Origin of the sequence: Pseudomaricurvus alkylphenolicus (assembly GCF_011683955.1) — a bacterium.
GTDB classification, from domain to species: domain Bacteria; phylum Pseudomonadota; class Gammaproteobacteria; order Pseudomonadales; family Cellvibrionaceae; genus Pseudomaricurvus; species Pseudomaricurvus alkylphenolicus.
This window is the reverse complement of record NZ_JAAQPI010000032.1, coordinates 1-19021: the sequence shown is the minus strand read 5'-3', so window position 1 is coordinate 19021 and position 19021 is coordinate 1. Positions and strand designations below refer to the sequence as shown.

Here is a 19021-nt window from a genome sequence, read left to right as displayed (position 1 = left end):
TCTGGTTATTGTTCATATTAAGTCACTTGAATGAATCGAGTGATTTAATTGTCTGACTTGACAGGATCGGAACTATGGCGGCCCTCAGCCCCTCGGAGCTCAGCAAACAGCGCCTGATCCTCGCTGCCCTTAAACTCTTCGCCGAGCAGGGCATCGACGCCGTCTCCCTGCGCATGATCAATCGTGCGGCCGGAGCAAAGAACAACTCCGCCCTGCATTACCACTTTGGCAGCAAGATTGGCCTGGTGGAAGCGGTAGTGGCGTTTTTCCAGGAATGGTTTGAACTGGCTCGCGAGGAGTCGTTTCTGGCCATTGAGGCCCAGAAGAACCCCAGTGTTCGCGAAATTGTCGATGCCTTTCTCGCTCCCTATCTCAAATTGTTGAAAGAGGAGGAGTGGGGCTATCACGCGGTGCGTTTTATCGCCCGTATGGAAATGGAAGGCGGGGCGGAAATTCGGGATATCCTGCATCGCTTTGCCGATCGGGCCATGAAGCGCTTTTCCAAACTCCTGATGACCGCTTTGCCCCATGTACCGCCAAGGCAACTCAAGCAGCGCTGGAACTTCTGCGTTACCAGCATTATTCAGGGGATGGCCGACTACAAAAACCTCGAAAATTCCTATATGGGGGATGTCAGCTGCGGCCTGGACAGGCTCGGCGAGACGTACCTGGACTACAATGCGGCGGGTTTGCAAGCGCCAGTGGTGTAGATATGCTGACGACGGTCTGGAATCGTCACTCGACTGACGCTGTGGATTTCTCTTGGATTCCTATCCCTATGGGCATCCATGAGATCTGTACTACGGAGGAAGACTCCAAAGGCTGAAAATGACGGCTGATCAAACGATTGATGTCCGGTATCAGGCGACGACACGGGGAGCGCAAAGAGAAGGCCATGGCGACCTCTGCCCAAGCGATGGCGTTACGACTGCGCCGGATCAGGTGCGTTGCCTGCTGTTCGGCGATCAACTCCATGGAGGTTGTCGGCGAGTTGATGAAAAAATCCGTACGCCCGGCCAGCAGCAAGGTAACGTACTGGCGGTTGTGGTTGATTGGAATCAGGGATTGATGACGAGCGAAGTAATCATCCAGCCGCTGGCCCAGGCTGGAGCCGCGTATGCGCGAGCCGGTGAGTCCATCCAGATCGCTTAGCGTTGCAATTCTCAGTTGATCGTGCTCGCGGGTATAGACATAGAGTGGCTCGGTGAAATAGGGGAGGGTATAGTCAAAGGCCGAGCGGCGGCTGCCTATCGGGTAGAGGCTGATCAGCGCGTCTCTCTGTCCCGATCGCAGAAGATGAAGCTCTCGGGCGAAGGGTTCAGCCCTGAGCAGCTCAACGTCCACTGCCAGCGAGCGCTGGATCTGTTGCAGCAGCTTCCAACCGACGCCGGAGGCGGGGCGATTGTCCGTGGCGGGTTGAAATACCGGCGGCCAGCTGGCGGCGCTTATTTTCAGGCGGGTACACCGTTGTTCTGGACTCGCAGCAGTCAACTGCGCAAAGCTCAGAATGATTGCCAGGACCAGGCACCACTGCACCGGCCACGCAGTAGTCGGTTTCGATGCACACCTTGCTCTTTCAACAAAGATCTCTTCAATACAGCTTTCGGCCATGGCGTGAGCCTCCGGTAGTCCGCTATTGAAAATCGTCACATCAAAAAGTTCGTGCTCTTCTCGTTTACGCCTATTGTATTGCAGTGACTGAGTGTCTAAAGCCGACAAAAGTCACGGTAATTGTCGGAGAGAGCATCCGGCTTCGTTCGGACTGGAAAGACGTCTGGACGATGCCATAACGCAAAAGGATACACTGGCACCGGGTTGCGATCATACTCTTGCGTATGGTTTAGTTACTCCCGTCTCACTTATTGATGACGCGGATTCAAATCTGAAGTGCATCACCACTGATAGTCCTAAATACATGTCGTGGTTAGTCGTGTGGATGGCATCTTCTGGTTCGGGTATAGTTAATGCGGGGTATATATTGCAGAGCGTTTTAAAATGTCAGGTTCAGGTCCTACGAACCCGCCGGGTCAACCTAATAAAGACAACTTACTTCCAGGACTGGAATTCCACCGGGAAGGTAGCATAACCTGTGTGTCCTACGATCTTGAAACTTCAGGATTGCCCGGGGCAATTCTGCAAGGTGAGACCATAGATTTAGGCCAGTCCTTCGATCCCTTGTGGGCGCTGGCGCAGACCGAGCAGGCTTCCCGCATCCTGCGAATGGAGTACAAGGGAGCGTTCACCACCGACTGGTACCTGCTGGAAAAAGACTGCTACCTGGCGGTGAACAGGGGGGGCGGTAACCCCAAGGCTCAGGCCACCCACCTGGAGTACGATGCTTGCGACTGGTGTATTTTCCGGGTTCGTCTGCAGGGCGATCTGGTGGAGTCCTTCACCGACTACGATCGCCATAGTGGCAATGCCGATTGTTCGTTCCTGAACTTCGGCCGGGGGCTCAAGTATTCCATGAATGTCTCAGGACAAGCGCAGCTGGCTAGCCTGTCGCTGACGTTCAAGACCGAGTGGCTGTTAAACTTGCTTGGCAGCCAAACCTGTGAGGCCCTGAGCCCGTTATTGGCGGCGGGGGAGGCGCAGAAGGCGGCCTCCCACGTGGTGGCCATTGACGTCAATGCGGCTATTTACCGGGTTGCCAGGGAACTGCTGGATCTGCCGACAGAAGACCCCTTCTGTGTGCTATTGGCCCAGGCCAAGGCCAAGGAATTGTTATTTGTCGCGCTGCAGGCGCTGGCCAGTGGCAATCAATCCCCCGACTTGCGCTTTCGGGAGCAGGAAATCACCCAGCTAAATGCCGTGAAACAGCGCCTGGAGTCCGAGTATGCCAGTGCCTTGACCCTGGAAGAGCTGAGTCGCTGGGCGGGGTTAAACCGCCGTAAACTCACCGAGGGCTTCAAAGCGCTCTATGGCGCCACTGTGAATGAGTACCTGCTGTTGCAGCGCATGTCCCAGGCCGGTAGCCTGCTTCGCCAGGGAATGCCGGTGGCCCAGGTGGCTGAACGGGTGGGCTATCTGGACCGGGGCAGCTTCAGCAAGGTGTTCAAGCGCCATTTTGGTGTTACCCCGAAGGAATACTAGGGCCTGCCGGTGCTAACACATATCAATAACAGAAATAGTAGTCTGTATCTTTAGGCGATTGCGTTATTAATACCGCCTCCTTTTCTTGCTTTTGATCCGTTTGACTTAGAAAGTTCCGAATGCCCACCTTTGAGTGCCAGTTGCCCACCCGCGGCCTGTAAAGGCGCCTTACCATAGCTCGAAGGGTCAGTTGTAGTCCGTTTGACAGGCCTCGATCCCGTTTCCCGGGTATGTACTTTCGTTCAGAGCCTGGGTAACAACTATAATAATCCCTTGAGGAGAATCTATTGTGAGTCAAGACGTAAACGCCTTTTCCTGTACCGGTGGTCGTCTCTGCCGACAGCCACTGGCAGCCCATATCCGCACAGCTGTTCGAGCCACCGCCGGCGCCGTTGTGTTGTCCGGTGCCGCCATGACTCCAGCCATGGCCAATGACAGTGAAGATAACTTCCTGCTAGAGGAAATCATCGTAACAGCCCGTTTTAAAGAAGAAAGTGCTCAGGACATCGGCCAGAGCATCAGCGCTTTTGGCGGAGATGCCATGGAACGGGCCGGTATGATCGATTTTGAGGACATCGCCCGCCGCACGCCGGGGTTGGACTTTAGCGACCGCGGACCCAATCGCAACGAAATGTCTATTCGAGGTATTTCCAAGCTGGTCAGTGGCTCTACCCTGGATATTCTCGGCACTCAAACGCTGATCACCCAATTTGTGGATGATATTCCCGTCTCCAGCCCTAACTCAAGCCAGCGCGACTTCAATCTGTTTGATTTTAATCGCGTGGAGGTGTTGAAAGGGCCGCAGCCCACTTATTTTGGTGAAGGTTCGGTGGGCGGAACCGTGCGTTATTTCAGTGCTGACCCCTCATTGCAAGAGGGTATTGGTGGCAAATTCAGTGCAGATGTGTCCAGTGTTGATGGCGGTGGCAATAACCACACCGTTAATGGCGTACTGGACCTGACCATTATTCCGGATGTACTGGGTATTAAACTGACTGGTTTCCAGCGCGACGATGAAGGTTTTATCGACAATGCCCTGACCGGCAGCGACGACGTTAATAGCTATAAAAGTGAAGGTGGCCGTCTGGTGGTGCTGGCCCAACCATCGGAAGAGTTGAGCATTCGTTTTGCCGCTCACTTTGCGGATGACGAAATTGGCGGTGACTGGCTGGTAGATGATACCGGTGATGATTACACTATTTCCGCACTGCCTACCGACAGTTTTGGTACCGATGAGTATGAACTTTACAGCCTTAATGTCAGCTACGACTTCGGTAAGTTCTCGGTCACCAGTGTGACCGGACTCTATCAACGCGAACGTCAAAATCTCGGCTACGACTTTGCTCAGTCAGAGAGCTCTCTGCCAGCGCTGTACGGTATCAACGGCACCGTGGTGACAGAGAACTTTACTGAGGAAGATAACTTTACCCAAGAAATTCGCATCCTCACGAATTTTGACGGCCCGCTGAACTTTACCGGTGGACTGTTCTATAAAGATGCAGAGTACAGTCAGACGGCAGTGGCCAGATCTCAGGAAATTGCCGCGATTTCCCTGACCGGTGATGATCTTTTCTTTGGTTCCGAGAAAGCGTCGCCAGCAAACCGCGAGCAAAAGGCGGTGTTCCTGGAGGCGAATTACGAGATTAATGACAAGCTGACCATGATCGCCGGTGCTCGCTGGCTGGATGAGGAGCAAGTCAGCCCGGTTGCTGATCCCAAACTACTTGGCGATCCCGCGATCGCCCTCTGTGTTGCCGATGCCCTGGGCAACTTCCCAGCCGCACCGGTGTTTGGTATTAATCCCTGCGTAGCTACAATGGTGCTCGATGGTGGCACCTACTTCGGTTTCTTTGGCCTTGCCGACATTAAGGAAGTCACCAATGAAGTCGACGGCGAGATCCTGCCCAAGTTCGCGGTGGAATATCAGCTGGACGAAGATATATTGGCCTATGCCTCGGCCACCAAGGGCATTCGCAACGGCGGCCTGAACTCCTCCTTTGTGGTAGCCCAGGCGCCGGAAGTCAGTACCGATCAAATCGGCTATGGCCAGGATGAAGTGTGGGCCTATGAGCTGGGCATCAAGAGTGTATTGTTGGGCGGTGATTTGGTGCTCAACGGGTCGGTTTATGTCAATGACTACAGTGATATTCAAACCTTGGTAAGCACCAGTGCTGGTGCCTTGTTCCAGAACGCCGGCGACGCGACCACCCATGGTTTTGAGGTCGATGCCCTCTATCGGGTCAACGATTGGTTAACGTTGAGTGGTGCTGCTAACTACACCGTGGCCGAGTTTGACGACGCCCAAAATTGGGAGACACCCGATGCAGCTTTTATTCGCGAACTGTTGGGGCGCCCGGAGAATATCGTCGCCGAGGGCAACGAATTGCCCAACGTGCCCAAATACGCTTATTCGTTGGCCGCCGACGTTTACTACCCATTAGCGGACAGGGATATGGCGCTGGTTGCCCACCTGGGCTATCAGTATACCGATAACCGGTTTATGGAAGCCATCAACGATCGTGACGCCGAGTTGGATGGCTATGGTCTGGCCAACCTGCGTGTCGGTCTGCAAGCCGGACAGTGGGCCGTCACAGCCTATGTGTCCAACTTGACCAATGAAATCGCCGAACAGTCGAATCTGATGGTCGGGGTGGGTGGCACCACCAATCTGTCCTACATCAACCGTCCACGCACGGTGGGTATTAACCTGCGTTACGAGCTTTAAACGTCTCTCCCTTCGCTCCCTTTCTTTATAGCAAGGGAGCTTTTTTTATTTAAAAAGGGGGAGCATTTTCCCGTGATTTGTACTTAACAATAGGTAAATCTAATGCTGAGTAAAAAAATGATCAGTCTCTCTGTAATTTCCAGTCTGGCGCTGGGCGGCTGTAGTCTGACTTCGGAAACGCAAACTCCTGACACCCAGGCGATTTCCCTGGCTCCCAGCCAGTGGCCCGCCGAAGATCTGGCCAAGTTTAAGCAGGTTGAGTGGGACACCTTCCCGGGTAACCCCGAAGCGGTGGGCTACCAGGGCGCCGTGGCCGGCAGTTTTCATGGTTTGGCCCAGCGCGCGGGGCTGGAGGCCTTGAAACAGGGTGGCACTTCCGCCGATGCCGCTATGACAACAGCACTGACCCAGGTGGCTCTGGGCGCCGGTGCGGTCATCAGTTACTTCGGCATTATGTCCGTGGTGCATTATGACGCGGCAACGGGCGAAGTGTCTTATATGAATGCCAACTGGAATACGGTCAAAGGTGAAACCGATGCCATGTCGATTCCGGGCAGTATAGGTTTCAGTGGTGACGCACTCTTTGACGGTGTGCCCAGCGGTCGAACAGCGCTGGTGGGTGGATTCATGAAAGGTGTTGAAGCCACGAACGAGCGCTACGGTAAGTTGCCGTTTGAGCGTTTGTTCGACCCCAGTATCGAACTCGCGGAAGAGGGCATCACCTGGAGTCCTGCACTGAATAAATACCTGAAACCCCGGAAAAAATCCTTATCGCGCCTGCCGGAAACCAAGGCGGTTTTCACCAAGGCGGACGGCAGCTGGCTGCAAGAGGGGGATACCTTCAAACAACCGGCTCTGGCTAAAACCCTGCGTGAGGTCGCCAAGCAAGGCGCTGACTATATGTATACTGGGCCATGGGCCCAGAAGCTCGTGACCGCTGTACAAAAAGACGGTGGCCATATGACCCTGGAAGACCTGGCCAATTACCAGGTGATGTGGGGCAAGCCGCTGATCGCCGAGCACAACGGCTATACGATTAACGCCAACGGCCTGCCTTCATACGGCGGTGCCAGTATGATTGAAGCCCTGCACCTGGCAGAAGCGGCCAACATTCGTGAGCTGGGGCACTGGTCCAAGAATGCCGAGTCCTTCCGTCGTATGGCTGAGTTGACCGCCAATATGATGGTCCCCCATATTCAAGCGGGAACGCCACAGGTGTTGGATCAAATGTACCCCGGGATGGACTTTTCCCCCGAGTCTCGTATTACCGCCAAGCACGGCGAGCAATTCTGGCAGCGCATGGAAGCCGGCGCCAAGCTGGCCATGTGGGATGACGCCTCCCCCAAGCATTCCGATACCGTGGTGGCTATCGACCAATGGGGCAATATGACCGCTGTTGTTCACTCCATCAACTCAGTGGTGTGGGGTGCGACGGGCATTATGGTGGACGGTATTTCCATCGGTGATCCGGCAATTAACCAGAAGGCTATCATTGCCTCGGTTGAGCCGGGTTCGCGCCTGCCAGACCCCGTTGAGCACGGTCTGTTGTTGAAAGATGGCGAGCCGGTCATGGCGTTCAGCTCCATGTCCATGGGCTTGCATCAGCAAACTGCCCAGTCACTGATTAACGTCATGGACTTTGGTATGTCGCCGAAAGAAGCCCTGGACGCGCCGTCGTTCTTCATGCCGGAAATGCGCCTCGACCCGGCAACGGGTATTCCTAAAAATACTGCACGGGTAATGGAAGGTGAGTTTGATCAAGCGTTGCTGGATAAAACCGGCTTGCCGGTCAAGCAGATTACCCCTGCCGAGCGCCGTATGGCCCAGGGCTTGTGGGTCGGGATTGCCCGCGACCCGAAAACCGGTGAACTGCGTGCCGCTTCTCACCCCTATACCAACGGCCAGGCAGTTGCTTATTGAGTCAGCAACCGATCACGATAGTCGCCTAATGTTATAAGGTGGTTTAGCTGTATCCTCAAAAGCCGATGAAACCCGGGTTTCATCGGCTTTTGTTCGCCAGGGGTTTAGTTTATGCCTGTCGGAGATTTAACGCTTTTTAACTTGAGGCAGTGAATAGAAGTGGTTAATCTGTCTAAATTAAATCATTCTGCTTAAATTGGGGCGCTGCTGAGAAGGAGTAGGGCCAGCCCAACCGTTCGATAGCTAGCTAAGGGAAATAAAAAGTCACCATCGAGCACGTAATAGTGTCAATAGGCCAATTGGGGGCGAAATTTTGGAGTTACCATAGGCTAGCCCCAATTACGGGTGGAGAAAGGGTGCACATTGCTGGCAGAAAGATGGGGTTATTAATTACCAAAATCTGAAGGCTGCAAGGTTCTTTTATAACAACTGTTCTAAAAAAAAATTTCTGAAAAGGTCGCTATGAAAAACGTAAAACTCACTGCGTTACTGTTCATTGTCCTGGCCCTGCTGCCACTGCCGTCCCTGGCCAGTGATTTATTAACCCAGGCCCAAAGCCAGTACACCAATCTGCAAACCCCGGCAGGAAACATTCAGCTGCACTACAAAACCCTCGGCAGCGGAGACCGAACCACTGTGCTGGTTCACGGTGGTGCCTGTGATATGACCTTTTGGGATCAACAGGTAGAAGCGCTGGCGTCAGTCGGCAAGGTTATCTTGTTGGACCTCGCCGGCCATGGCCTGAGCGATAAGCCTGAAATCGACTACACCATGAAACTCTTTGCCCAGTCGGTGAATGCGGTGATGGAGGCAACCAACACCGAAAAAGCCGTGTTTATGGGGCACAGTATGGGGGTGCCGACACTCAGGGAGTTCTACCGCGCCTGGCCGGAAAAGATGCAGGGTATGGTTGCCGTTGACGGTATTGTCTATTACGACGAGCCCTCCTGGATCATGGGGGCTTTACATTGGCTGATGGACTCACCCCTCTACGATAGTCTGTGGGGCACCTTTGTTGACACCATGACCAACGAACACACCCCCGATGCTTTGCGCGAGCGAGTGAGTGTTTCGATGAAAGGTGCTCCCCGGCATGTAGTGCTGAGTTTTATGGAACAAATGACGGCGCCAGAGACGGCCTACAACGACAAAATTGATATTCCTCTGTTGGCGATATATGCCCCCAGCCCCGCTTGGTCTGACGGTATCGAGCAAAAGATCAGTGCCATTGCTCCCAATTCCTCTCTGGTGCAGATGCAGGGTGTAAGTCACTTTTTATTGGGAGAAAAGCCACTACAGATCAACCCCTTGCTGGTGCAGTTTGTGAGTGAGAGTGCACCAGCGCTTGTTTCTGCACAGTGATCCGTTGGATTCAAAAGCGGCTAGTGAGGCGCTGTTTACCGGTCCTGGATTTGGTCAGAAGAATGTAGTGAGCAATAATAACGTTAAGAGATAACGCGATGAAAATACGTACCCTTAAAAAAATGATAGCCGCCGCACTGGTTGTCACTAGCGCACCGGTACTTGCCGGCAAAGCAGACATTCAGCTTGAAACCTTGATGGATGGCTATTGGGATAAACACTTGAAGAGCTCGCCGATGATGGCTAGCTATTTGGGTGATACCTCCTACAGTGATCGCCTGGATGACCTCAGTGAAAAAGGTTTTGCCGAGCGTACGGCTAACCTTGATTTGGCTATCGCGGAGCTGAAAAAAATCCCTGTTAAAGAACTCTCCGACGCCAACCGCGTTAACTACGAGGTGTTCGAGTGGATGGTCCATAACGAGCGCAAAACCCTGGATTATGACTGGCGCTCTATCACCTTCAACACGGTGATGGGATGGCAGACAAGTTTTGCGCAAATAGTCGGTGGTATGACCACGTTTAACAGTGAAGATGATTACCGCGCATACCTGAAACGCCTGGAGGCATTTGGTACCTACGCTGACCAGAACATGGCCTTGATGCAAAAAGGCATCGAAGTCGGTTATGTACAGCCTTGTGAAACCCTGAACGGCTACGAGGCGAGTATCTCTGGATTTATTGCGGCCACACCCGAGCAGAGCCTGTTTTACGCGCCATTCAACCGCATTCCCGCCAGCTACGGCGACGAGGTCATCAGCGAGCTGCAAGCCAAGGGCAAGCAGTTGGTCAGCGACGTGGTAAACCCGGCCTATCAGCGATACAACACCTTCTTTACGAAAACCTATAAGCCCGCCTGCCGTAACACCATTGGCTTGTCGGCAATACCCAAAGGGCGAGAGCTCTACGATCATTTTGTCCGTTACTACACCACCATGGATACCGATGCTGATGCTGTGCACACCTTGGGCCTGTCGGAGGTAAAACGCATCCGCGCGGAAATGGAAGCGATCATGAAAGAGGTGGGCTTTGAAGGTGACCTGAAAGCGTTTTTTGCGCATCTGCGCACAGACCCACAGTTCTACCCTAAAACCGAAGAGGAATTCCTGGCTAAAGCGGCCACCCTGGCCAAGCGCATTGATGGCAAGTTACCGGAGTATTTCTCCTACCTGCCGCGCAACCCCTACGGTATTCAGCCGGTGCCTGCGCACATTGCGCCGAAAACCGCTGCCGGTTACTACCAGGGAGGCGCGGCCGACGGCACCCGCGCAGGAGTTTATTTCCTCAATACCTACAACCTGAAGAGTCGCCCGCTGTACACCCTGGCCGCACTGACGCTGCATGAAGGCGTACCCGGCCATCACCAGCAAATTTCTATTGCCGGCGAGTTGGACAGCCTGCCGAAATTCCGTCGCAGCTATTACTTCCACGCTTACGGTGAAGGATGGGGACTCTACTCGGAATACCTGGGTGAAGAGATGGGCATTTACGATACCCCCTATGACCGCTTTGGTCGCCTGAGTTACGAGATGTGGCGCGCCCTGCGTCTGGTGGTAGACAGCGGCATGCACGCCAAAGGCTGGAGCCGTCAACAGGCCATCGATTTTATGGCGGACAATTCGGCCTTAAGTCTGCACAACATCACCTCCGAGGTGGATCGCTACATCACCTACCCGGGTCAGGCGCTGGCCTACAAGAACGGCGAGCTTAAAATTCGCGAACTGCGCGGCAAAGCCGAACAGGCCCTGGGTAAACATTTTTCACTGCGCAAGTTTCACACCCTGGTGTTGAAGAGTGGTGCCGTGCCGTTGACAGTGCTGGAAAGTATTGTTGACAGCTGGATTGCTGAACAGAAAAAAGCTTGATAATCAAAAGTAGGAAAACACTGATGAAAACAACCAAAGTATTATTACTGTCAGCGGCGGTGGCCCTGGCAGCGTGCAGCGAAACTGAAAAAGCCAATCAAAAAACATCGGCCGTTGAAAAATCTGCTGCTGAACAGGTGGCGGCGCCAGCGGTAGCCGATAAGCAAAGCGCTGGTGCCAGCTTAGAAGCCTTGACACAGGAATTTCTCGCAGCCTCAGCAGCCGCCAATCCTTATGTGTTGATGCTCGCGGGAAAACAAGTTACCCAATTGCCTGAGTTGTCGATAGCGGCTAGCGAAAAACAGGCTCAAGGGGCTCGTGATTACCTGGCGCGTTTGGCGGAAATAGATCGCACGGCACTAAACCATGAAGACCAGCTGACGGCCGATATTTTTGAACAGCAAATGCAGTTGCTGGTCGCTGACCCCAAGCATTATTGGCATCAGTTCTCGGTAACCCCTTACCAATCCGGTTTTGTGGTCAGTACATTGTTGCCAGGGGCATTGGCCGGTGCGTCGCTGAATAGCCAGAGTGATGTAGAGACCTATCTGGCTTTGATTGCTGATATAGGGCGTTTTACCGGTGATCAATTGACCAAGTTAAAGGGCCAGGATGAGCGAGGAATATTACTGCCTAAGCCTGCTATTCCCGGCGCACGAAGTGTTTATCAAAGCCTGAAGACAAATTTACCGGCCTTAACTGCCGTGGCAGATGCCCGCGTTGCCACGCTGACGGCGGAGCAGAAGTCTGCACTGTTCTCTGGTCGTGACGCCATACTTGCCAAGCAGGTGAATCCGGCCATAGATGCACTACTAGAGTATCTGAGTGATGACTATCTGGCTCGTGCACCTGAGTCGGTGGGGCTGGGGCAATACCCCGGTGGTAAAGAGGCCTACGCCCATGCCATTAAGCGAGAGACCACTTTGGACTTAAGCCCGGAAGAGATTCACCAGCTCGGCCTCGACAGTCTCACCAAGATACAAAAAGAAATGCAGGCAATCCGTGATGAACTGGGCTTTAAAGGTAGCGCCCAGGAATTTCACGATCAGATGCGCAAAGACCCGCGTTTCTTCGCTAAAACGCCAGAGGAAGTAAAAGCGCGCTATGACGGTTACATCACCAAAATTGAACCGCATATTGACGATTATTTTTCGCTCATGCCCAAAGCGCCATATGGCTCCAAGCGTTTGGACCCGGCAGCCGAAGCGGGCATGACCTTTGGTTACTACCAGATGCCCAACAAGCTCGAATCTACGGGGCTTTATCGCTTTAACGGTTCGAATCTCTCAGAGCGCCCAATGGTGTGGACAGCGCCGTTGATCTTTCACGAATTGATTCCCGGTCATCATTTCCATTTGGCCCTGCAGTCAGAAAATGAGAACCTCTCTGCCTATCGCAAGAGCGGCAGCATGGTTACAGCCTTTAACGAGGGCTGGGCCAATTATGCGGCAAGCCTGGCACTGGAAATGGGCTTCCTGGATTCAATGGACCGTTATGGTTACCTGCTGTTTGACAGTTTTATTTCCAATCGTCTGGTGGTTGATACCGGCATGAATTATTTCGGCTGGTCGGCTGAGAAAGCGCTGGAGTTTACCCTGGCAAACACCTTCTCCACCAAAACCGAGTCCAGCACCGAGATGATGCGCTACTCCACAGACATGCCGGCGCAGGCCCTGGCTTACAAACTTGGCTTTGAGTTTATCAAAGGACTTCGTAGTGATATGGAAGCCAAGTACGGTGATAAATTCGAAATTAAAAAGTTTCACGCTGCAGTAGTGGGTAGCGGTGCACTGCCAATGCCGGTGCTGGAGAAACACGTGGCGTGGTCCATGGGCCAATAATTGGGTTGCGTCGCATCTATCGTTGAGAATAAGGAGTGGTTCAGTGGCACCTATGGCCTACATTGCCAAAGCATAGAATAGTGCGCAGGGAGATTGGGAGCCTCCCCATCTCTTTTGACCCTTTTTGAGCATTCGCCACAACTCCAGTCCAGCAATGGTTCTGGCGGCACTGCTAAATGTTTCAAAGCCCATGACCTGTTTCATTTTCCTCTTTACGAATCGATGATCCTGCTCAATCACGTTGTTAAGGTACTTGCATTGTCGAATCGTGATTCGGGTATTATTATCAATGTTATAGTGATTGATCGCAGCATGATTGGCGCCACTTTTGTCGATGTTGATCAGGCTTGGCTTACCATTTCGTTTGATCATCTTTTTCAAAAACCGCTTGGCGGCCTTCTTATCCCGTTTAGCTGAAAGCAGAAAGTCGATGGTGTTACCTTCTTTATCCACAGCTCGATACAGATATTTCCATTGGCCTTTCACTAGCAGGTAGGTTTCGTCAAGTCGGACCCTGCCACCGGGACGGCGTTTCCTTTTCTGGAACTCTTTCTCGAGTAGAGGAGAGAACTTGAGAACCCAGCGATTGAGAGTGCTGTGATCTACGTCAATTCCGCGCTCCTTCATTATTTCCTCGATATCACGATAGCTTAAACAATAGGCAACGTACCAACGGACGCACTGCAGAATAACGGATTTCGGGTAACAATAGCCCTTGAAACTGATCACGAAGACACCATCCAGAGTCTAAACGGCGAATTGTACGCGAATCTGGACATCAGGTGCGACGCAACCAGAATAAGCGCTAAAAGTTTCATCTGACCCCACTATGCTCTTGGGGTAAGCTATATGGATTAAAAAGTGCCAATCGGCCACAAAAGAGTGCCGATCGGCCACATGCGGATGCCGCGCAATCGATAGGATAGGATAAACAAGCAGCATAATAATCCCGTAGTTTGTATAGAGCGAGTTTGACGATGCATAGACGTACTTTTCTCGGCGCTGCCGCACTGGGTGCGGCTGCGCCACTGATGGCCAAAACTTCAGGCCCGGAGTCGCAATGGCAGGCGGCACATGACGCCCAGCGCCGGGCGCTGATTAGCCAGGCAGACTTTATGGGGACCAAAACCGGCGTCTCCGGCAGCCAGGGTGTAGCGGTCACCACCCACCCCCTGGCCACCAAGGCGGCCATTGATGCCATTAAAGATGGTGGTAATGCCGTGGACGGTGCCTGTGCCGCGGCCTTGATGCAAACAGTGGTCGAGCCCCATATGACCACTATTACCGGTGTCTTTTCCATGCTCTATTTCGAAAAGGCGACCGGTAAAACCTACTATATGAACGGTTCCAACAACCGTCCCCTGCAGCACAAAGACTTTGCCGTGAAAGATATACTCGGAATGATGGGCAATGCCCAGGGAGTGGCTATTCCCGGTTTCTGGGGCGGCTGGCAGGCAGTGCAGGAACGCTGGGGTAAGCTCTCGCGTAAGCGTTTGATGGCACCTTCTATTTATTATGCTGACCAGGGTTTTGAGGTGCACCCCTTCCTGTGGGGTGAAATCTTTGCCGAAATGGAGCATATCGGTATTAACCCCCAGGGGCGGGAAATCTTTATGCCCGGCAACGCCATTGTTGGCCAGGGTGAGAAACTCTACCAAAAACGCTACGCGGACTTGCTGCGTCGTTTGGCCGAAGAGGGTAACGATTACTTTTATCATGGTGGTTTTGCGGAGAAATTCTCGCGGATTGTGCAACAGGCTGGCGGTGACATCACCCCCGAAGACTTTGCCCGCTATGAAGTGATGTGGCAGGAGCCTGCGAAGGGCAAATACCGCGACTACGACGTGGTAGCCTCGCCGCCACCAGACTTTGGTGCCACCAATGTCACCGAGGTGTTGCAGATTTTGTCTCACGCGGATATCGGCAAATTGGGCCCAGCATCAGAGTCACCGGAAACAGCCTATCTGATGTTCAAGGCCCTGGACGAAGTCTGGGCAGAAACCCTGATCGCCAATCACACGGGCAAAAAAGTGCCCTGGCAGCAGGCGCTGGATTTGGAGCTGTCGGCACAGCGTTATGAAAAAGTACTGAAGAACCCACCACGGAGTACCGGTGATGTTCTCAAATTGGCGGGCATCAATTCACTGGAGCCCGGTTACGCCGCGGCGCCTCCCGGCAGTAACCACCTGACCGTAACCGATGCCGAAGGCAATGTGGCGACTGTGTTGCACTCCTGTATGGCGCTACCCTGGTCCAACAGTCTGTTTATCGATGGCACCAGTATTTGTGGCTCCGGTATTCATTACAGCTCCGGTGTGCCCAAGCCCGGCGAGCGCATCAATGCCCGCATTGTGCCGATGATGCTGTTCAAGCAGGGCCGCCCGGTGATGGCCTGTGGTTCACCCAGTGTATCCCTGTACGAGAACCTGATCCAGAACATCACCAATGTGCTGGACTGCGGTATGAGCATTGAAGAGTCCGTTAACCGGCCACGCTTTGGCGGCAACTGGGGCACGGGCGGACGCCTGATTGAAGCGGATATGGGCGAAAAAATGCTGCAACAGCTAAAAGCCAAGCCGGGTGTGAACTTGAAAGAAGTAAACCCCCGTCACTGGGCCCATGGCTCTTTTGAAGGCATTGCCTTTAACGGTGATACCGCCTTTGCCTGTGGCGACCCGCGCCGTTCGGCGCTGGCTATGGCGGTGTAACTTTCTGACAACGATGATATAGATGGATAATAAGACGACATTGAAGAAAAAACTGCTGGGTTCAGCGCTGGCATTACTCGCCACTTCAGCCTTGGCCGCAGCGCCTGCACCGGCCACCACCGGTGAGCAATTACAATATATCCAGTGTGGCAAGCTCCTGGACGTGGTTAAGAAAAAGACCCTGAGCAACCAGAATATCCTTGTGCGCAACGGTGTTATTGAAGCCATGGGGGCAGAGGTAAAGGCACCAGTGAATGCGGAGCAGATTGATCTGTCGAATCAGGTCTGTATGCCGGGTTTGATGGATATGCATACGCATATTTTTATCGATAGTACCAAGTCCAATCTTGACGCTCAGGGCATTATGAACTCTTCGGCGGATCAGACCCTGATGGGGCTGCGCAATTTGCAGAGCTTGTTGAACCAAGGTTTTACCACTATCCGTATTCCCGGTGACCTGGAAAAAGCTTACGCATCCATTTCCCTGAAAAACGCCATCAATCGGGGTGAGTTCGATGGTCCGCGTATGTTGGTGGCTCCTCACGCCCTGTCACCCACGGGCGGGCACGGCGATGCCAATTCTTTTGCCGCAGACTCTCACCTGCCGATTGCCATCAATATTGTGGATGGCGTCGACGATATCCGCCGCACCCTGCGTACCGAGTTCAAATACGGCGCCGACTGGATCAAAATCATGGCCACCGGTGGTGTGATGTCCCAGCACGACGACCCCAATATCGCGGCCTACAGTGAAGAGGAATTCCGTGTTTTCGCCGAAGAGGCCCATCGTCACAACAAAAAAATTACCGCCCATGCCCACGGCGATGCCGGTATTCGAGCCGCAGTAGAAGCGGGTTTTGACTCCATCGAACACGGTACTTTGATGGAAAAGTCGACAGCCAAGCTGATGGCTAAAAAGGGCACCTACTATGTGCCAACCCTCTATGTACTCGACTGGATATTGGAGATGGGGCAAAAGGGTGGCATTACCGCCAACAACCTGGAAAAGGCAAAAATGGTTGCAAAAAAACATGCCGACTCAGTCGCCATGGCCTATAAGTACGGTGTGAAAATGGCGCTGGGCTCCGACCCGATTTTCCCCATGGATCAGGCCATCCGCGAGTTCGATGCCATGGCCAAACGTATTCCCGACAACTGGTATGTGTTACAGATGGGCACCATCAACAGTGCCGAAATGTTGGGTCTGAAAGACACCATCGGAAGTCTTGAGGTGGGTAAGCAGGCCGATATCGTCGCCACCGCCAAGAACCCCATCGACGAGATGAAAAACATCGAGTCGGTCAGTTTCGTCATGAAAGGCGGTAAAGTGGTTCGTGCCAACTAGTTCTGCTCTAAAAAGTGGGATCAGATGAAACTTATGCATCTGATCCCGTTAACTCGAATCGAGAGAACGCGCTAAAAACGGCGGCTTATTTCCTCGGGTTTGCCGTTATTGGCAATGGAAATCTAACCATCTTGGGTTTTGTTCTCGGGCCCCCGCGTTGCTCTCTGTGCCCGAAAATAGAACGCCACTGAGCCCAGCAAGGCCATCACCATATTGGGTGTAATGGTCACCAGAATGGCCGTCGTGCCCATTATTTTGTGAACGCCAACCAATAACCCCAGGGCAGTGAGGTTGGTTCCCACAACAACATTGAGAAATTTCGAGAGCGCTCTAGACCCAGTATCAAATAACCATTGGATGTAGGCGGAGAAGGTCACGGCCAGCGAAAAGCTCAGGGCGAACTGGGTGGCTGCCGCCAGCAGGGCCAGGGGCGGGCCCGCCGGCCAGTTATGCCACAGTGGTATTCCCAAACCCGGCGAGCGGATTAAAGCCCGAATTGGACCAAACCTGTTTACTAAAAATGGCAAGCCGGTATTGATGTCGGGTTCGCCGAGCGTCGGGTTGGTAGAAAATATTGTACAAGTGAGCACTAGCCTGCTGGACTTCGACATGAACATTGAAGAGGCCGTCCATCAACCGCGATTTGGCAGTGCCTGGGGGGCAAAAGTGCCGGGCGCGTTTTTCGTTGAAGGTCATATGGACAAGTCAGTGCTCGATTACCTGAATAAGCACGATGCCAAGTACCAGTTACAAAACCCGTGGAATTGGTCAAATGGCTCCTTCGACGGCATCTATTTTGATGAAAGTGGTCTGGCTCACGCTTGTGGTGACCCAAGGCGCAGCGCCCAGGCATTTGCATTGTAATTTTGACTTAACATAGGCGGCTGATATGTCGGCCTTTCTGTATGTTCTGAGGGGATAAAAATATGGTGGGTGGTTTTGCGAGAGGTTTTGCTGCATTGGTCCTTTGTCTGACTGCTTTGGGGGTTAATGCAGAATCAACAGCTGGAGAGGCTGAACTGGTGCAGATCAGTATGGTAAATCATGCTGATGTAGAGATTGATCAAGCGGTAGAAAAAATTTGGCAGGCAATAAAAAACGATATTGCTTACGGTAAAAGGTTTTTGTCTGAAGGATTTGTTGTACATCCTCTCAAGGTCGATCCGACAGCTGTCCTTGGTGGTATCCACATGGTGCTTGAAAAAGATGGAAAAGTGCTGGATGAGCGTATCGTAAAAATTACCGAAATGGATGAGCAGAACAAGCGCTTCTCGCTGTTTGCAACCTACCTGGCACCGCCATTTAAAGGGATGACCGTTAACGCCAGCTATTACCTGACCCCTACAGAGTCTGGCGTTAAATATAGTCTCGACGCCTATACGCAGTTGTATATTCCAGCACCCGAGGGGGCTAACCCGCAGCAGCAAATTGCCAATTACATAAGCACTGCCCAAAAAGGCGCACAGCAGTATTTGGACAAAGTGATGCTGGAATTGAAGCAGTCTTCGGAAAAGAAGTGAGATTGTAGAGAGAAAAAAAGAGAAAAGGGGGAACAGAGGGGTCATATTTTGATCCTTCTAAACCCTTTTTCTTCACGCAAGACTGCATTGATCGCGTCAATCAGCTGTTGTGTCAGCACCGGAATTTTGGGGTCACCGGGATTATTCAGGGGTTGGCCGATCAAAAGAATCTCGGTAACTCCCATATGGGTAATGAGGTTACGGGCTGACCAGTCCAATTGGGAGACCCAAGCTCTGCCGGGAGGAGACTTCTTCAACGTAAGGCCTTTCTCTCGCAAATTCAAAAAATGTGCCTATTGTCAGCGCAATTGTGGCTTCTCATCCATAATCCTATTGACTTAAAGATAAGTCGCGTGGCTTAATGGGAGCATACTTAAACTTATCAAGTTACGAGCTTCTAATACATTTCGGCTTTAAAAGGTAGATCTCTTATGACTGCAAGCGCTAAAACCGTCCATGACCAATATATCCTGACTTTCAAGTGCCCCGAGCGTTTAGGCATCCTGGGCCAGTTTTCCGGTTTAATGCAGGATCTGGGGGCGTTTATTACCGAGATTTCCCACTACAGTGACCAGCAGACCAACACCTTCTTCTCCCGCACTGTGTTTGATGACCGCGACATGAAGGTCACCATTGTTGAGT

General features: G+C 52.7%; 15 protein-coding genes. 12 read left to right on the top strand and 3 right to left on the bottom strand.

The window, feature by feature from the left end; all coding sequences use genetic code 11:
- The first annotated feature begins 74 nt into the window (after nucleotides 1–74).
- Nucleotides 75–710 (top strand): TetR/AcrR family transcriptional regulator, encoded by a 636-nt coding sequence (locus tag HBA55_RS35705; RefSeq protein ID WP_167000713.1) that lies wholly within the window; start codon nucleotides 75–77, stop codon nucleotides 708–710.
- A 25-nt stretch (nucleotides 711–735) separates the two neighbouring features.
- Here HBA55_RS35705 and HBA55_RS35700 read toward each other — a convergent pair whose 3' ends face one another.
- A complete protein-coding gene (locus HBA55_RS35700; protein ID WP_167000711.1) occupies nucleotides 736–1611 on the bottom strand; it encodes a substrate-binding periplasmic protein in 876 nt (291 codons plus the stop codon).
- 480 nt (nucleotides 1612–2091) lie between these two features.
- Here HBA55_RS35700 and HBA55_RS38125 point away from each other — a divergent pair, with 480 nt between their 5' ends.
- The 6 genes from HBA55_RS38125 to HBA55_RS35670 all read left to right on the top strand — a co-directional run bounded on the left by HBA55_RS38125 (nucleotide 2092) and on the right by HBA55_RS35670 (nucleotide 12806).
- A complete protein-coding gene (locus HBA55_RS38125; protein WP_167000709.1) occupies nucleotides 2092–3093 on the top strand; it encodes a helix-turn-helix domain-containing protein in 1002 nt (333 codons plus the stop codon).
- Nucleotides 3094–3382: 289 nt separating this feature from the next.
- A complete protein-coding gene (locus tag HBA55_RS35690) occupies nucleotides 3383–5818 on the top strand; it encodes a TonB-dependent receptor domain-containing protein (RefSeq protein WP_167000707.1) in 2436 nt (811 codons plus the stop codon).
- Between the two features lie 102 nt (nucleotides 5819–5920).
- Complete coding sequence (locus tag HBA55_RS35685; RefSeq protein ID WP_167000705.1) at nucleotides 5921–7738, top strand: gamma-glutamyltransferase; 1818 nt, start codon at nucleotides 5921–5923, stop codon at nucleotides 7736–7738.
- Nucleotides 7739–8200: 462 nt separating this feature from the next.
- Nucleotides 8201–9100 carry an alpha/beta fold hydrolase gene (locus HBA55_RS35680; RefSeq protein WP_167000703.1) on the top strand — a complete coding sequence of 300 codons (900 nt, stop codon included), beginning with the start codon at nucleotides 8201–8203 and terminating at the stop codon, nucleotides 9098–9100.
- 98 nt (nucleotides 9101–9198) lie between these two features.
- On the top strand, nucleotides 9199–10965 hold the full coding sequence (locus HBA55_RS35675) for a DUF885 domain-containing protein (protein WP_167000699.1): 1767 nt from the start codon (nucleotides 9199–9201) through the stop codon (nucleotides 10963–10965).
- Between the two features lie 23 nt (nucleotides 10966–10988).
- Nucleotides 10989–12806 carry a DUF885 domain-containing protein gene (locus tag HBA55_RS35670; RefSeq protein ID WP_167000697.1) on the top strand — a complete coding sequence of 606 codons (1818 nt, stop codon included), beginning with the start codon at nucleotides 10989–10991 and terminating at the stop codon, nucleotides 12804–12806.
- 57 nt (nucleotides 12807–12863) lie between these two features.
- On the opposite strand, the gene HBA55_RS35665 is transcribed toward HBA55_RS35670, so the two are convergent.
- A complete protein-coding gene (locus HBA55_RS35665) occupies nucleotides 12864–13535 on the bottom strand; it encodes an IS6 family transposase (RefSeq protein ID WP_167000695.1) in 672 nt (223 codons plus the stop codon).
- A 248-nt stretch (nucleotides 13536–13783) separates the two neighbouring features.
- Between HBA55_RS35665 and HBA55_RS35660 the strand changes: the two genes are divergently transcribed.
- The gene (locus HBA55_RS35660) at nucleotides 13784–15514 is read left to right on the top strand and encodes a gamma-glutamyltransferase (RefSeq protein WP_167000693.1); all 1731 of its coding nucleotides are present in this window, start codon (nucleotides 13784–13786) and stop codon (nucleotides 15512–15514) included.
- A 22-nt stretch (nucleotides 15515–15536) separates the two neighbouring features.
- Nucleotides 15537–16859, top strand: a complete 1323-nt coding sequence (locus HBA55_RS35655) for a metal-dependent hydrolase family protein (protein WP_167000691.1) — start codon at nucleotides 15537–15539, stop codon at nucleotides 16857–16859.
- Between the two features lie 122 nt (nucleotides 16860–16981).
- Here HBA55_RS35655 and HBA55_RS35650 read toward each other — a convergent pair whose 3' ends face one another.
- Nucleotides 16982–17329 (bottom strand): hypothetical protein, encoded by a 348-nt coding sequence (locus HBA55_RS35650; RefSeq protein ID WP_167000685.1) that lies wholly within the window; start codon nucleotides 17327–17329, stop codon nucleotides 16982–16984.
- Between HBA55_RS35650 and HBA55_RS35645 the strand changes: the two genes are divergently transcribed.
- From HBA55_RS35645 to HBA55_RS35635, 3 genes are all read left to right on the top strand, one after another.
- Entirely contained in the window at nucleotides 17265–17723 is a 459-nt protein-coding gene (locus HBA55_RS35645) for a gamma-glutamyltransferase (protein ID WP_167000689.1), read from the top strand. The genes HBA55_RS35650 and HBA55_RS35645 overlap by 65 nt on opposite strands.
- A 62-nt stretch (nucleotides 17724–17785) precedes the next feature.
- The gene (locus HBA55_RS35640; RefSeq protein WP_167000687.1) at nucleotides 17786–18379 is read left to right on the top strand and encodes an SRPBCC family protein; all 594 of its coding nucleotides are present in this window, start codon (nucleotides 17786–17788) and stop codon (nucleotides 18377–18379) included.
- Nucleotides 18380–18810: 431 nt separating this feature from the next.
- Nucleotides 18811–19021, top strand: a 211-nt coding sequence (locus HBA55_RS35635) for an ACT domain-containing protein (protein ID WP_476704297.1), incomplete at its 3' end; no start/stop codon positions are given.

What these genes read in the sequence shown, in the direction of transcription:
- HBA55_RS35680 (WP_167000703.1), top strand. Translation starts at nt 8,201, where the DNA reads ATGAAAAACGTAAAACTCACTGCGTTACTGTTCATTGTCCTGGCCCTG.
- HBA55_RS35685 (WP_167000705.1), top strand. Translation starts at nt 5,921, where the DNA reads ATGCTGAGTAAAAAAATGATCAGTCTCTCTGTAATTTCCAGTCTGGCG.
- HBA55_RS35705 (WP_167000713.1), top strand. Translation starts at nt 75, where the DNA reads ATGGCGGCCCTCAGCCCCTCGGAGCTCAGCAAACAGCGCCTGATCCTC.
- HBA55_RS35655 (WP_167000691.1), top strand. Translation starts at nt 15,537, where the DNA reads ATGGATAATAAGACGACATTGAAGAAAAAACTGCTGGGTTCAGCGCTG.
- HBA55_RS35640 (WP_167000687.1), top strand. Translation starts at nt 17,786, where the DNA reads ATGGTGGGTGGTTTTGCGAGAGGTTTTGCTGCATTGGTCCTTTGTCTG.
- HBA55_RS35670 (WP_167000697.1), top strand. Translation starts at nt 10,989, where the DNA reads ATGAAAACAACCAAAGTATTATTACTGTCAGCGGCGGTGGCCCTGGCA.
- HBA55_RS35700 (WP_167000711.1), bottom strand. Translation starts at nt 1,611, where the DNA reads ATGGCCGAAAGCTGTATTGAAGAGATCTTTGTTGAAAGAGCAAGGTGT.
- HBA55_RS35675 (WP_167000699.1), top strand. Translation starts at nt 9,199, where the DNA reads ATGAAAATACGTACCCTTAAAAAAATGATAGCCGCCGCACTGGTTGTC.
- HBA55_RS35660 (WP_167000693.1), top strand. Translation starts at nt 13,784, where the DNA reads ATGCATAGACGTACTTTTCTCGGCGCTGCCGCACTGGGTGCGGCTGCG.